This window comes from Microbulbifer maximicatervae (SeqCode) (assembly GCF_052467385.1).
This window is the reverse complement of sequence record NZ_CP174311.1, coordinates 2,913,788-2,927,543: the sequence shown is the minus strand read 5'-3', so window position 1 is coordinate 2,927,543 and position 13,756 is coordinate 2,913,788. Positions and strand designations below refer to the sequence as shown.

General features: G+C 42.0%; 9 protein-coding genes. 7 read left to right on the top strand and 2 right to left on the bottom strand.

Annotated elements, in window-relative coordinates:
- Nucleotides 1-63 precede the first annotated feature (63 nt).
- The 5 genes from ACJJIR_RS12320 to ACJJIR_RS12300 all read left to right on the top strand — a co-directional run bounded on the left by ACJJIR_RS12320 (nucleotide 64) and on the right by ACJJIR_RS12300 (nucleotide 8,323).
- The gene (locus ACJJIR_RS12320) at nucleotides 64-759 is read left to right on the top strand and encodes an ABC transporter ATP-binding protein (RefSeq protein WP_444905563.1); all 696 of its coding nucleotides are present in this window, start codon (nucleotides 64-66) and stop codon (nucleotides 757-759) included.
- Nucleotides 753-3,224, top strand: a complete 2,472-nt coding sequence (locus ACJJIR_RS12315) for an ABC transporter permease (RefSeq protein ID WP_444905562.1) — start codon at nucleotides 753-755, stop codon at nucleotides 3,222-3,224. The genes ACJJIR_RS12320 and ACJJIR_RS12315 overlap by 7 nt, the downstream gene beginning before the upstream one ends.
- A 389-nt stretch (nucleotides 3,225-3,613) precedes the next feature.
- Nucleotides 3,614-3,772 carry a hypothetical protein gene (locus tag ACJJIR_RS12310; RefSeq protein ID WP_444905561.1) on the top strand — a complete coding sequence of 53 codons (159 nt, stop codon included), beginning with the start codon at nucleotides 3,614-3,616 and terminating at the stop codon, nucleotides 3,770-3,772.
- Nucleotides 3,773-4,927: 1,155 nt separating this feature from the next.
- On the top strand, nucleotides 4,928-6,427 hold the full coding sequence (locus ACJJIR_RS12305; protein WP_444905560.1) for a vanadium-dependent haloperoxidase: 1,500 nt from the start codon (nucleotides 4,928-4,930) through the stop codon (nucleotides 6,425-6,427).
- A gap of 498 nt (nucleotides 6,428-6,925) precedes the next feature.
- Nucleotides 6,926-8,323 (top strand): tryptophanase, encoded by a 1,398-nt coding sequence (locus tag ACJJIR_RS12300; protein ID WP_444908419.1) that lies wholly within the window; start codon nucleotides 6,926-6,928, stop codon nucleotides 8,321-8,323.
- Between the two features lie 104 nt (nucleotides 8,324-8,427).
- Here ACJJIR_RS12300 and ACJJIR_RS12295 read toward each other — a convergent pair whose 3' ends face one another.
- Nucleotides 8,428-10,212, bottom strand: a complete 1,785-nt coding sequence (locus tag ACJJIR_RS12295; protein WP_444905559.1) for a WD40/YVTN/BNR-like repeat-containing protein — start codon at nucleotides 10,210-10,212, stop codon at nucleotides 8,428-8,430.
- A 65-nt stretch (nucleotides 10,213-10,277) separates the two neighbouring features.
- Here ACJJIR_RS12295 and ACJJIR_RS12290 point away from each other — a divergent pair, with 65 nt between their 5' ends.
- Together ACJJIR_RS12290 and ACJJIR_RS12285 are read left to right on the top strand one after the other, a co-directional pair.
- Nucleotides 10,278-10,940 carry a hypothetical protein gene (locus tag ACJJIR_RS12290; protein ID WP_444905558.1) on the top strand — a complete coding sequence of 221 codons (663 nt, stop codon included), beginning with the start codon at nucleotides 10,278-10,280 and terminating at the stop codon, nucleotides 10,938-10,940.
- The gene (locus ACJJIR_RS12285; RefSeq protein WP_444905557.1) at nucleotides 10,937-12,907 is read left to right on the top strand and encodes an alpha/beta hydrolase family protein; all 1,971 of its coding nucleotides are present in this window, start codon (nucleotides 10,937-10,939) and stop codon (nucleotides 12,905-12,907) included. The genes ACJJIR_RS12290 and ACJJIR_RS12285 overlap by 4 nt, the downstream gene beginning before the upstream one ends.
- Before the next feature lie 68 nt (nucleotides 12,908-12,975).
- Here the strand turns inward: ACJJIR_RS12285 and ACJJIR_RS12280 are convergent, their stop codons facing one another.
- The gene (locus tag ACJJIR_RS12280) at nucleotides 12,976-13,752 is read right to left on the bottom strand and encodes a LytR/AlgR family response regulator transcription factor (RefSeq protein WP_444905556.1); all 777 of its coding nucleotides are present in this window, start codon (nucleotides 13,750-13,752) and stop codon (nucleotides 12,976-12,978) included.
- Nucleotides 13,753-13,756: the final 4 nt, after the last annotated feature.

Sequence of the window (13,756 nt, the reverse complement as noted above, 5' to 3'; positions counted from 1 at the left end):
CACCTTCATTTCACCTTTCCTTCTTTAAGGTGCTACTCAACCAGTTATTTAAAGAAACTAACTATGTCGAGTAGCATTCACTTAAAGCAAATTGACCATTATTTTACCTTGGATGAACAACAGGTCAGCCTGTTTGAGGGTTTAAATATTGAACTGCATAGTGGCCATTCTTACGCCATTGTGGGGCCCTCTGGAGTTGGCAAATCAAGCTTATTGCTGTTAATGGCGGGCCTTGAACGTCCGGTTTCTGGCGAGGTGCAGTTTCAGAAAAACAGTGAACCACAATTATTAAAGAACCTGCGTCAAAACTCAGGTTTTATTTTTCAACAGTTTCATTTGTTACCCGAACTTGATGCCTTAAACAACGTCGCTCTGCCTTTAAAACTAAAAGGTGACAAACACGCATTGTCCACAGCTGAATTATGGCTCGACAAGGTAGGGTTATCTGAGCGAATGTATCATAAACCACAGCAACTGAGTGGTGGTGAGCAACAACGGGTGGCCATTGCCCGTGCTTTTGTAATGCAGCCGCAATTTATTTTTGCCGATGAGCCTACGGGCAATCTAGATGAGAAAACCGCAGAGCATGTTGCGAAATTGATGTTTGATTGCTGTCAGCAAAACGGCGTGGGGTTGGTACTGGTCACTCACTCGATGGAATTAGCACAGCAGGCCGATACTTTACTGCAATTGAGCCAAGGCAAATTAGTGGTCAAGGCGCGCAACAAAGCTGCGGCTATGGCGGGCCCATTATGCTGATTTTATTAGTGTGGCAATTATTCCGCCAGCAATATCACCAAGCGGATGTGCGCTTAATTCGCTGGACCCAAGCAACTTTGATGTTTTTCATTTTAACACTCAGCTTAACCAGCAGTTCTATTCAAACTTATTTAGCCAATAATTTGCAGCAAATGCTTGGTAGCGATTTGGTGATTTCTCAGAATCAAGCGCTAACCGATGCACAACTATGCAAGTTGCACCAGTATGCGCAGCAGTTGAGCGTGAGCCAGCTGGTAAATGTAACCTTGACCAATGATCACCATTGGCAAGCGGTTCAATTAAAAGCAGTGGATGATCTTTATCCAGTGCAAGGCACAGTGCAAGTGGCATTTGAGACGGATGGACAAGGGCAATCCCTGAGCCATGGGCCCAAATCCGGTGAAATCTGGGTCGATAGCCGATTGTTTGCTTCGCTGCAGCTCACCCTTGGCCAATCCTTAGACATCGGACATGGACAATTGAAGCTCACAGGTTTGGTGCAACACGAACCCGACCGTCTACTCGAAGGCCATTCCGTAGCGATGCGTGCATTGGTGCACCTGGATGATCTTTCACTGATACAAGCAGACAATGCCCGCTTTCGCTATTTACTTACGGGGGATGAAAGCGAACTGAACACCCTCAAACAGTGGGCCACTACTGAGCTAGTGACAGCACAGTTTTATGATAAACACAGTGGCCATCCGCTGGCGATGTTTTGGCAACGGGTTGAGAATTTTGTGGGTTTAGCATCTGTACTGTTGTTTTTGATGGCTGCCATTGCTATCGACCAAGCCGGTCGACGTCAGTTGTTATCCCAGCAGCGCTTTGCTGCGGTGTGTTTAGCCATGGGCAGCAATAAACCCCAAGTGTTTGCTTTATCATTTGGTCAATGGCTACTAACAGTCATTGCAGGGCTAATTCCGGCAACCGCCTTGGCATGGGGGGCGGAATACCTAATTTTGCAGCAAATGCAGATACAGTTTGCAGACCTAACCGCCACCCGGGTATGGACGGATTTATTCAGCAGTTACACGTTGTTATTAGCCCTATTGGCGATTTTCCAAATTCCCAATTGGCTAGTGATGGCCAAAGTAACCCAGGCACAGTTGATTCGCCAAATGGCGAGTCCGAATCACTTATTGCTACGATATGGATTTGCGTTAATCGGTGTGGCTGTGGTGGCCTTTGTTTACTCCGATAACGGTCTGCTCACGGCCATGACTCTAGCCGCTATGGCGGCCACCTTGATATTGATGGTGGTATTGACTTGGTTGGTATTGAGGTTGGGCTTTATGGTGACGAGCCGTACAACGGGCATCGTGGCTTTTGGTTTTTATATGATGAAACAGCGTTTGCTCTGCAAATCCATTCAAATTCTGGGTGTTGGCATGTGTGCCACTTTGTTGCTGTTCACCTTAAGTTTGATGAAAGACATTGGTCAAACCATGGAAGGCTATACCCGCGAGCACGATGGTAATCTGATGATCACCCAGGCCAATGAACAACAGGTGCAAGACATTCGCCAATGGAGTGCGCAAACTGGCAGTAAGATTCGCCAATTAAAGCCATTTTGGTACGGGCGGTTAAGCCATATCAATGGTCAGTCCTTGGTGGAATTCACCACCGGCCCCAGCGAAAGTTTGACTAGCTTACAAAAGCCTATCCGCTTGCATTTCAGTATTAAGCAAGCAAACAACAACCAAACCGTGATTGGCCAACGCTGGCAAGATCGGGATGCTGACTGGCAACAAGTATCAGTGGAGCAAGAAGTTATGACCGATATGGGGTTGAAGCTCGGCGATCAATTGCGGTTTGAAGTTGCGGGGCAATCTTTGAACTTTGAAATCAAAGCCAGTCATAAATATGTACCAGGCAAAGGTTCCATCACCTATTGGTTTAATGTGCCACAAAGCACCATGGACCAGCTTCAAATACCGCCTCTTTATATGGGTAGCCTTGAGCTTGCCGACACTGCTTGGGGGCAGTTGGCAGAGCTTTGGCTGCGTCATCCAACTTTGCGGTTAATCTCGGTTCGCGAATTAACGCAACGCTTTGATGATACTTTGTCGATGGTCATTAAGCTGGTATCTGGATTTAGTTTGATGATTATTTTGCTGGCACTGTTGGTGATCAGTGCATCGGTCAAAGGCTATGAAGCTGATGAGTGTAAAAAGAACGCTTTACTGATCAGCTTTGGTCAATCACGCCTTGCAAGCTGTAAACTAAGCCTGTTTGAGTGGTTGTTGACTTCTTTAATTGCTAGCGTGGGGGCCATTTTAGGTACTCACCTTACGGCTCAATTGATCTATCAGTCTCAATTTGGCATCAATTACAAGCCTGATTGGTTATGGATCATTGCTACTTTACTCGTCAGTGCATTGGTGGTGTGCAGCGCTGGTATGATTGCCAATCGCAGCAGTTTAAAGTTTTCCGTTGGGACCTTGTTAAGGAGCGCAGGGTGAATAACATTTCAATTTGGTGGTGGAAGACCAACAGGATTTGGCCATTAATATCACAGAATATTTTGAGCCAAAAGGTCCGTCGGTAGATCGCGCTAACTGTCTCAGGGGAAGACATGAACTTTGATCATTCGGGGGGCAGCATGGTCTTCTGAACAATACAGGCGAAGATATAGAGTTGCTTAACGATGGAGGTTGCATATTAATGGTGTGTAAATTGTAAAAATGTGTGTTGCGATACCTATAAAGAGTGTTCCATGCCTCTGGGCGCACTGTGTTCGGCATAGTGTGAATCGCCGTTTACGGTGATATTAGCGAGCAAAAAGTGTGAAGATAATTATCGGTATAGTTAAATCTGCACATGATTTTAGTATTTACTAAGAGAAATATCCATGAAAAAAAGCCTTTATCAGCTAATAGATAATAGAGAAGACTGGCGAACAATAGCATTTGCTTTTTACTCCCTGGTTCACAATGACCCAAGTGATTGGGATAAGCTTTCAGACGAATTGAAAAATAGTGAAATAGGCAATATTTGTCGAAATATATAGATACTAAAGATGCTCAGTACCTAATGGAGGCAGGTAAGATGCTTGCAGGTAAAAATTGGTACGCAGCTCTTGAAAGAGCATTTTAAATGTTTGTTATTTTAAGTTGGTATAAAAGTTGTGGTGTGTCGAAAAGATGTTAAGTATTGCAAATTAGAGTGAAATTATTTTTCCTAGATTTAACGCTGCTCGCACTCGAAAGATAATATTTCTTGATAAAGCTGAATCCAAACCACTGTTGGTTGGCTTATTTCTGGAAATTGCTATAAGCGATTCTTCCAGAGCCTTTCAGATGTGTATGTAGTATTTTCACCTTTATGGCTTCGTTCAACAGTACATTGTGCTGCCAGAGATGGCACTAAAGTATGAGGCTGTCGTTCATAAAGCTCTTCTCGCTAATTATTTTTACTCCCTTTGAGGGGATAGTTTGTTGTTCAGATCGACTCAGTGCGCTTGTTCAAGAAATGTCTGGTAACTGCCTGTAATTTCCTAGTGAATACAATTCTAGTAGAATAAAATCAAATAGCTGGTGCTGTTATATATGGCAATGATGGCAGTTCCACGCTATCCGTATTTGGGTTAAGTGGGCTTTAATTATTTGGGTGCTCATAAAATAAGACAAATAAATCCGATATCAGCAGAAAGTGTAATTTAGGTAATTGAATGGAAATATGTTGGATTTATAGTGTTAAGTGCTGCCGCATTAGTACTTTTATCACTATCTGTGTTGGGCTGGCTCGTGTTTATAGGAAATATATGCTGGGATGACGCCCCTTTTAATCCAAAAAATATTCGGTAAAGTGTAACTTTTTTGACTTTGCAGTTTGTTAAAAGAAAAAATGGATTGTTGTCTTTTTAAAAGGGTTCGCCAATAATTTGAATCTCAAAAAATTACTGTTTCTGTGAGCTGGTATCTTTACAAGTAATTACTTTGCAAGTAATTTCATTAGCTTGCCTTAATTGTTGGTTTTGAATTTTAGGTTCTGATAATACAAGTGCTGTCGGCACTAAAAGAATGTCAGGAATTATGGTCATTTACAATTGAAATGGGGGAGCGAACAGTCTGTTTTAAAGTGTTTTTAGGTGTTTATCATTAGAAAGTGATCGGTAGTTAGAATGCTACATTGGTCACATGGATATAGCAAAAAGGAAAATCCAATGCTAAAAGATGTAACTTATAAAAAAGCTTTAAAAAGTATTATAGGATTAGTATTTGTGTCAGCAAGTTGGCAAGCGCAGGCCATCAGTTGTCCTCAGTTAGAGGACGTTTCATTGCCTCCAAAATGTAGCTCTGAAGAACTAGGAACTTGTAATGTTGCGGTACAAAATATAATCCCAGCTGCAGCCTGTGCAATCTTCGAAGTGTCTCCGGCTGCAAATGATGCGACGTTGGTACTCCGTTTTACAACGCTTATCACTAACTCCTGGTTTGATGCAACAGCACCTTATCATCCGACAGCAAAGGGCGTTTACTCAGATATTAGTCGAATGACAGAACCGACAGATAATACTGAGTTAAATATTGCATTGACCTATGCTTCCCACAAAGTACTAAGTGGTTTATTTCCCCATTTGGTATCTGAATGGGATGATATGCTAATTGAGCTAGGGCTAGATCCTGAAAATATTTCAGAAGATACGACGACACCAATTGGTATAGGAAATTATGCTGGTAGAAAAGTTCTGGAAGGACGTGTCAATGATGGGATGAATCAGTTAGGTAATGAAGGTAACCAGCTTTATCATCGCTTGCCTTATGCCGATTATACTGACTTTAAACCTGCTAATTCTGCCTACAAGCTGCGTTTTCCATCAAAATGGCAACCGGCAGTTTTAATGGAGCGACCAGGCGTATTTCGGGTTCAGCAGTTCGTAACTCCTCAAATTGCATTGACTACGCCCTACAGCTACGAATCTCCTGATGAGTTCACTTCACCGATACCAATTAAATCCAAAATTTGGAACTACCCCAGTTACGTAGCGCAAGTAAATGATGTATTGGCGACATCAGCGAATTTAACTGATGAGCAGAAGATGAAAGCTGAGTTATTTGATATGAAGATATTCAGCTTAGGCTTCGCTGCCGTTTTTGCATCTGAATCTCAAGGTTTATCCCTGATGGATTTCATACACTATGACTTCCTGACTAATATGGCAGCTTTTGATACTGCTATTGCTATCTGGAAGGAAAAGCGTCGCCATAACTCAGTAAGACCTTTTTCTGCTGTTCGGTATATTTATAAGGATGAACCTGTAACGGCTTGGGGTGGTGCTGGAAAGGGAACTGTGGATGATTTACCCGCCAGTCAGTGGACTAGCTATCTGCCTGTAGCTGATCATCCCGAGTACCCCTCCGCATCAGCTAGCTTTTGTGCTGCGCATGCCGAGACAAGCCGCTTGTTTTTACCTCAAGGCGATACTTTGGGATATTCTGTAACTGCTCTGTCTGGCAGCTCTCAGATTGAACCTGGTGTAACACCACAAACTGACTTGAATCTATATTTCCCTACCTGGACTTCATTTGAAGAGGACTGTGGTAATAGTCGTGTATGGGGAGGTGTACACTTTGAGCCTTCAGTACCTGCAGGGCAGGCGATAGGTCATCAAGTGGCACATCGTGCTTTTCAGTTTTACCTCTCAAAATTAGAAGGTAACTAAGAGAGATGACGTGGGGCAGAAGCATCACTAATTGATAAGCTCGGATCCAATTAGTATCTTCTGCTTCATTTATAAGTTAGATGTTTCTATTCTGGGACCTCTGTTCATCAATGTTTAAAATGTGAGCTAAGTTGTCATTAGATAATCTTTTATCTCGATACTTGAGAAATCTAGAGTGGCTTCCGATCACAAGAAATGTGAACCTAAGAACCCAATAATAAGTTCACTCAAGTGACTGAAAAAGCCATATAGATAATGCAGCCTATTGTACCATAAGTTAAGAAGTGAAATACTTGACAATCATTTTTGACAGAGGAGCCTGAATCTCAGTAGGGAACAATATCCCGTTGATGTGTTTCTGCAGTTTTTAGATGTTTTACAGGGCTTAACTTTAATTAAAATATAATTCGGTCCTGTTTCTCTTATGCTAATTACTTTACTTATAATAATTGGATTGTTATTGCCTGCAGTATGGCAGGTATTGTTAGGATAATTGTGATGAAGCGAATCCCTGAACCCTTCCGTATAAAAATGGTTGAGCCGATCAAGATGACAACCTATAAAGATAGGGAGGTTGCACTCAATAAGGCTGGATTAAATCCGTTTTTACTGCGCAGTGATGATGTCTATATTGACCTATTGACAGATTCAGGCACTGGTGCAATGAGTGATAATCAATGGGCGGGTTTGATGCTTGGTGATGAGTCCTATGCCGGTAGCCGAAACTACTACAATTTGTGCAATGCAGTAGAGCATTTTTTTGGGTATAAATTGGTTGTTCCTACACATCAGGGGCGTGGAGCAGAACAAATTTTGTTTCCTGCTCTGATTGAGCGTATGCGTCAAGTGCGTGGAGGGACGGAGCCTGTATTTATTTCAAATTATCATTTTGATACTACTGCAGGGCATATAGAGTTAAATGGCGGAAAAGCAATTAATGTGGTAGATAAACGTGCTTTTGATACCACGACAGCATACGACTGGAAAGGTAACTTTGATTTACAACGCCTGGTTTCCACTATTGAGGAGCACGGAAGCCACAATGTCTGTGCGATTATAACTACTGTGACCTGTAACAGTTCTGGTGGTCAGCCTGTGTCCATGAAAAATATGCAGGCAGTTTATGAAATTGCTACTAAGTATGATATCCCAGTGGTAATTGATTCGGCTCGATATTGCGAGAATGCTTACTTTATAAAGCAAAGGGAAGAGGGGTATCAAGAAAAATCGATTTTAGAAATTATTCGTGAGATGTATCAATATGGGGACATGTTGACAATGTCCGCAAAAAAAGACCCTATGGTAAATATTGGTGGCCTTTGTTGTATTCGAAACAATGAGGAACTGTTTCAAGCCGTACAAACCCGCTGCGTCCCTATGGAGGGTTTTGTGACCTACGGAGGGATGGCTGGTCGCGATATGGAAGCGCTGGCCCGGGGGCTCTATGAGGCTGCCGATGAGAGCTATTTGAACTACCGAATTGGCCAAGTGGCCTATCTGGGAGAGCGATTGAGATGTGCTGGAGTACCCATTCAATATCCCACAGGTGGGCATGCGGTTTTTGTAGATGCATCGAAGATTCTTCCCCATATACCATCAGAGCAGTTTCCGGCACAGGTGTTAACCAATGCGCTCTACCTAGAAGCGGGAATCAGGGCTGTGGAAATTGGCTCTTTACTTCTTGGGCGGGACCCGGATACCGGTGAACAAAAGAAAGCAGATCTAGAATTAATGCGGCTTACTATTCCACGTAGAGTCTATACAAATGACCATATGGATTATGTAGCAGATGCGATTATCGAACTTAGCTCGCGGGCCAATGAATTGCGGGGGTTAGCTTTCGAGTATGAGCCGCAAGTTCTACGACATTTTACTGCTAGATTTACAGAGATTTGAGCTATAAATAACTATTTTTTCTATTATAGTAAAACCATTCTTTAGTATTTTTTACAACTAAAATAAGGTGGATACATTGGATATTTGTATCCACCTTATTTTTTCTAGAAATTATCTTGTTGTCTTACCTGGTTCCAGCTGGCCCCTAAGTCGGTTGATTCGTAGAAATCACCATTGGCACCATCGCAGGAAACTAATAAACGATCGGCAACCAGAGGAACTATAGATGTACAGTAATCTGTAGGTGGTTTATTGTCTGTAGCTATCCAGCTTTTTCCGCCATCCGTTGTTGTTAAGATTCTGGTTTCTGTTTCACGATTCCTACCGGAAAAGTTACTTTGTGAAAAACCAACAATTGCAACGGCTTCATTGTCAGTTGAGAACCAGGGAACGGATCGAAATGTGAAATTTCTATTTATACAGCGATTTCTGGAAGATTTACTCTCTTTACATTCTTTAATATACGTAGTTATTTTATCCTGGTTGCCATTTTTATCAATTTTGTAATAGGTTGGCTTTCCTGTCCAGGACCAGAAGCCAGCTTCCTCGACACCTAACTGAACTGCGCCTGCGTTAACAATTGCATTTAGGTCAAAATCATCTACTGTTTTTTCGATCATCCAACTTTCAGGATCATAGATGAAGATTTCGCTATTGATTGGCGAAAATATAATACTTCCATACGTTGATTGCTCACGGACAGTTATGTAATTCTGGCCGTTGAATTCAAAAATAGTTGTATTGTATATATGTTGGTCACTTTTAGTGTGGGCTTTCATTTCCCCTATTTTTACTTCCGCAATATGCTTCCATCCTTGACCTGATCTTGAGGAGTATTGATTCAAAAGTTTCCACTTTACTTGTGAATTTGCTACTACTCCCCTATAAATATTCACTTCAAAGTCGCGAGTAACTAGAAGTTCTATCTCTCCTGTATCTAGAAGTCTCAGGTTTTCAATGTGAGTATTGTGCTCCAATGATATGTCTAGCCAATCCCCTTTAGCAGAGCGCCAGAATAGGGCGCCTTCACTCCCCCCGACTACTAGATCACCATGATTGTTTTGTGCGATAGCCGTTAGTTCATGATTGGTGTCAACAGCATCAAGCTCCCAGTCCCCGTCGGGAGTACGTTTCATAAATACGCCGACCTTTCCAAGAAAGTAGATGGAACTATCAGGGGAAATATACTCTTCGCTGTATGTCAGAGGATTCTGTGCAATGGATATATAAGCTGACTCACGCTCTTCATCATTTTCATCGATATGCCACCCGTTGATTGATTGAGGATCGTATTTTATGAATGGAAAGTGCTTTGCAATTACCTCCCCTTCTTTTGATTCAGGCGCGCGAATCAAAAGGTCAAGGTATCTGTCACCTTGTGGCTTTGGATAATAGATCAAAGTACCAAGATCAGTGACCTCACCCTGCGTAACTGAAAAGGTCCCCAGCTTCTCATCTGCACTTACGAAACGGCTGTACCATCCATTACCGTTTGAATAGAACGCCCGAATGCTACTAATAGAGTAATTCCCTGGTTTGACAGAAGAGGCAAATACCGTTGTACCATTTAGCTTTGGTCGATCCGCAAGGAGACGTTCAGGTTTTATGGCCTTAGACTCGTTTAAGTTTTCCGGGTTAATTGTGAGTTGATTAAACGGCAGGGCAACTCCAGATGCGTTAATGATTCGGGCGACAACAATTCCATCTTGTTCGTTAATAGGGGCGTCTTCTTTCAATGCCGGTAGCATATTAACTTGCACCGCACAACCTTGTAGAAATAATAAACAGACCGTTAAAAGAAGTGGGCAAGACTTAACGTACCTGAGAGCGTTCATCCCTGACATATTATTCTCCATAATTAGAACCAAAGCTTGCCAATTGTATTGCATTTGGCTCTGAGATAGTATTCAAAACGTTGTCACTCATTTATAAATAAACATATGGAAGTGTTATTTTGACACTAAATTTAAGAAGCGTGATGCCGATAGGCTATCAGGCAAGTGGAGTTAATACTCTTCTTAAAGGCATAATATTTGCGGCAATCCTTGTGTCTGAATCAGTAATTGCTCGGGCGCTGTCATTGGTACCCTATGATAGTCCGCCTGAGTTAGAGGGCGGGCGTGGGTATGTTTTGGTAAAGCTCGATGTAGGAGGTACTGCGCCCTCAATAGAGTTTGCTAAGATGTACGCTAATGGAAATAAATACCTGCTGAGTGGGCAAAAATATAAACTGCGAAAGAAAGGTCGTTATAAAGTCAGCCTCAAGGATAAGTCCGAAGGCTTTTACCTGATGACAGTCCCTGCTGGCCTGTACCAAATTACCCAAATAAATGCACCTTACTTCAATCTTCCCTACAAACTAGATACTGCTAAGCGGCGCACATGGCGTTTTCATGTGGAAGCTGGAAAAACAAATTATATTGGCAGCTTGTTTATAGGTAAGCAAAGAAAGTCAGATACGGTAGAGGTCTATTTCAAAAATCGAATAGCAACAGATTTAGATGGAGTTCAAGAAGCCTTAAACTCATTAACTGAGTTGTATCCTCTGGTATCTGGTGCGGGAGTGCAAGATGAATTCTTGCAAAGTTGGTTAAGTCCTCTGGAGATAAATCAATGATTGTTTTTTTTCGAGGGGCTTTATTGGTTTTGTTATGCATTCTGGTGAAAATTGGTCCAGTAGTAGCAATGCCAGCAGAAAGCTACTTTAAATCGGTTGATACTATAACAGCACAGGTTAGTCCAGATGGAAGGTTGGTAGCGTCCATTAAGCAGAGTGACGCTAGTCAAAAGTTAGATATTTGGAGTCGTAAAGATGGATCTAGTCATACCCTAATTGATCTCGAAACATTGACTTCCAGGGATGCATCAATTCAATTTATCCGTTGGGTTGGCCCAAAGTATCTTGTTGCCCAGTTTAAGGAAGTCAAGAAGGGTGTTAAAAATTTACTAGATACCAAGCCAGCTTATCGACTATTAGTGCTTGATGTATCAGGCTCCGAAGGCCAGCCTCCAGAAATATTTGAGGTAAAAACGCCGGGTTGGTTGGTCCATGCGTTGCCAAACAGGCCGGGCCATTTTCTGTATGCAAAAAGTGGGATTTACTCCAAGGTATACAGTATTGACGTATCTAAGCTTAACCGATTTAAACAGAAAGCAAGTAAACTTTTACGAAAAGATGGAGGCCAGTTTACAGTTCAGAATGAAGTGGCGTCGGTTGAAGGGTATGCGATACGCTGGTTTTTTGATCCATCAGGCCAGCCAAAGTCCGTTTTGTTTTTCAATGACAGCAAGCTTCATCTGAGTAAAGTTGTTGATGGAAACTCTACCGCCCCAATAAAGAGTTGGTCTGAAGAAGAGTTGGAAGAGGAGCCCGCTCCCGGAGCAGAGCATGGAGTCCTTATTCCGGTGTCTATAAGTTCAGAGCCTGGAACTTACTTTTGTTTAGATACTAATTCGGAGAAAGATCGGGTAGTTTACCGCTGCAATTTCACTAGTGGAGAACAGAGCATAGCTTATCGATCTGATAGCTACGATATTATCGATCTGGTAATAGAGCAATCGACAGGGGAGTTGATTGGTGTAAAAGTCGTTCATAATGGACGGTTAGAATATCAATATATTGATGAGGATAGACAAGAAAAAAATGGCATGGCGAGTCTACTAAAAACAACAGTAGGAAGAAGCCTCGATAGTACTATAGAACTTTACTATAGTGAGAGCCACGGCCAGCCAGGACGTTATTTCATTAGCAGGAAAAACCAGAAAATTGACCAGCTAGTGGCCTCAAAATTTCCACATTTAAATGATCAGCTTGAGAGTCGCCAATATCACGAGCAGGTTAAAGTGGAGGGATTGGATATTCCCTATATATTGACCGTGCCAAAAGGTAACGGGCCATTCCCTCTTATAGTTATGCCACATGGTGGTCCTCTTGGCGTTTTTGACCATCAGTATTTTGACTACTATACCCAGTTCTTTGTGGCGAATAATTATGCCGTTTTAAGGGTGAATTATCGAGGATCGAGTGGTTATTCAACTGAACTGGAGGAAGCGGGTGTTCAGCAGTGGGGTAACTTAATGCTTGAAGATATATTTCAAGCAACAAAAGTGGTAAGTGACCGAAGCGATATTTTGTCTTCGGAAATTTGTTCTGTTGGAATGAGTTATGGTGGATATGCTGCACTAATGATGGCTATCAAACACCAGCAATTGTTCCGCTGTGCAGTCAGTGTGGCCGGTGTCACAGATGTTAACCTCTACCTGAACTCACCCTATGCAACTGAGGCTCAAAGTAAGTGGATGCAGGAGAATGTTGGAGATACTGTTAAAGACTATGGCAAACTGAAGGACATTTCACCAGTATATCTGGCACAAAACCTTCAAAGGCCTGTATTTATTATTCATGGTGAGAAGGATGAAACTGTTGATGTTGAACATATGTACCGCATGAATATGATGTTAAGTAAGTTTGATAAGGACTATGAGTGGAAACTATATCCAGATATGGCTCATGGCCCTACTGATAGTGAGCACCATAGAGCTATTTTTGGGTCGATCATCAGTTTCCTTAAAAAGAACATGTAGGTTTCTGGGATTATGGAGGCTCGGAGTAATTTCATAGCAGTATTTGTGGGATTACTTAGAGCCATCTATTACCCAATTAGAGAGCTAGCTGAGACTTTAATACTCTCCTTTAAGATGGAAAGAAAACTGCGAGATACTGGGATAAGTGTATCTGTTCCGGAAAGTCGGACAAAATGGCGTCGTGACTGTAACTTTAATTCAAGGATTCTATGGCTGTTAATGATGTAGCTTCGATGTAATCGGTAAAAAGTTTCCTTAGGTAGCTGCTCACTGAAACTGTCAAGTGTCATATCTGAAATAATGGTATTTGTATTGTGGGATTTAACTCCTGTCTCGGTAAGGTGGATGCGACGATAACGACCGATACTGTCGATATAGTTAATTTGGTCATATTCAAATATCTTCATTTGATTGTAATCACTCAAAACCAATCGGTTTCCGCTTGTCGAAGACGTCTGTTGCCCTAAGGCATACATCTCTTGCCGTAATATCTTGCGAATGCTTTTCTTTATTAATTCTGGATGAGCAGGCTTTGTCAAATAGTCGATTGCATTTGTGTCGAACGCACGCAGGGCATAGTGCTGATAGGCTGTTAGAAAGACAAGTTGATAGTTTATATGTTGAGTTGCATTGGCCACATCAAAGCCATTCACCTCTGGCATTTCAATATCAAGGAAAACGATATCAGGGCTTTTGGTTACGATCTGCTTTATTGCTGACTTTCCATCAGTTACTTGCGCCACAACTTTCAATTCATCGAAGGTGTTAATTACTTCTATTAGATTGGATCTTGCTGCAGGTTCATCATCGACAATAATTACTTTTTTAGTATTCATTTTCGCCATTTTC

Bases quoted from the DNA above. Each gene is read 5' to 3' on its own strand.
- ACJJIR_RS12280 (WP_444905556.1), bottom strand. From the start codon at position 13,752: ATGGCGAAAATGAATACTAAAAAAGTAATTATTGTCGATGATGAACCT.
- ACJJIR_RS12285 (WP_444905557.1), top strand. From the start codon at position 10,937: ATGATTGTTTTTTTTCGAGGGGCTTTATTGGTTTTGTTATGCATTCTG.
- ACJJIR_RS12295 (WP_444905559.1), bottom strand. From the start codon at position 10,212: ATGCAATACAATTGGCAAGCTTTGGTTCTAATTATGGAGAATAATATG.
- ACJJIR_RS12315 (WP_444905562.1), top strand. From the start codon at position 753: ATGCTGATTTTATTAGTGTGGCAATTATTCCGCCAGCAATATCACCAA.
- ACJJIR_RS12305 (WP_444905560.1), top strand. From the start codon at position 4,928: ATGCTAAAAGATGTAACTTATAAAAAAGCTTTAAAAAGTATTATAGGA.
- ACJJIR_RS12310 (WP_444905561.1), top strand. From the start codon at position 3,614: ATGAAAAAAAGCCTTTATCAGCTAATAGATAATAGAGAAGACTGGCGA.
- ACJJIR_RS12320 (WP_444905563.1), top strand. From the start codon at position 64: ATGTCGAGTAGCATTCACTTAAAGCAAATTGACCATTATTTTACCTTG.
- ACJJIR_RS12300 (WP_444908419.1), top strand. From the start codon at position 6,926: ATGAAGCGAATCCCTGAACCCTTCCGTATAAAAATGGTTGAGCCGATC.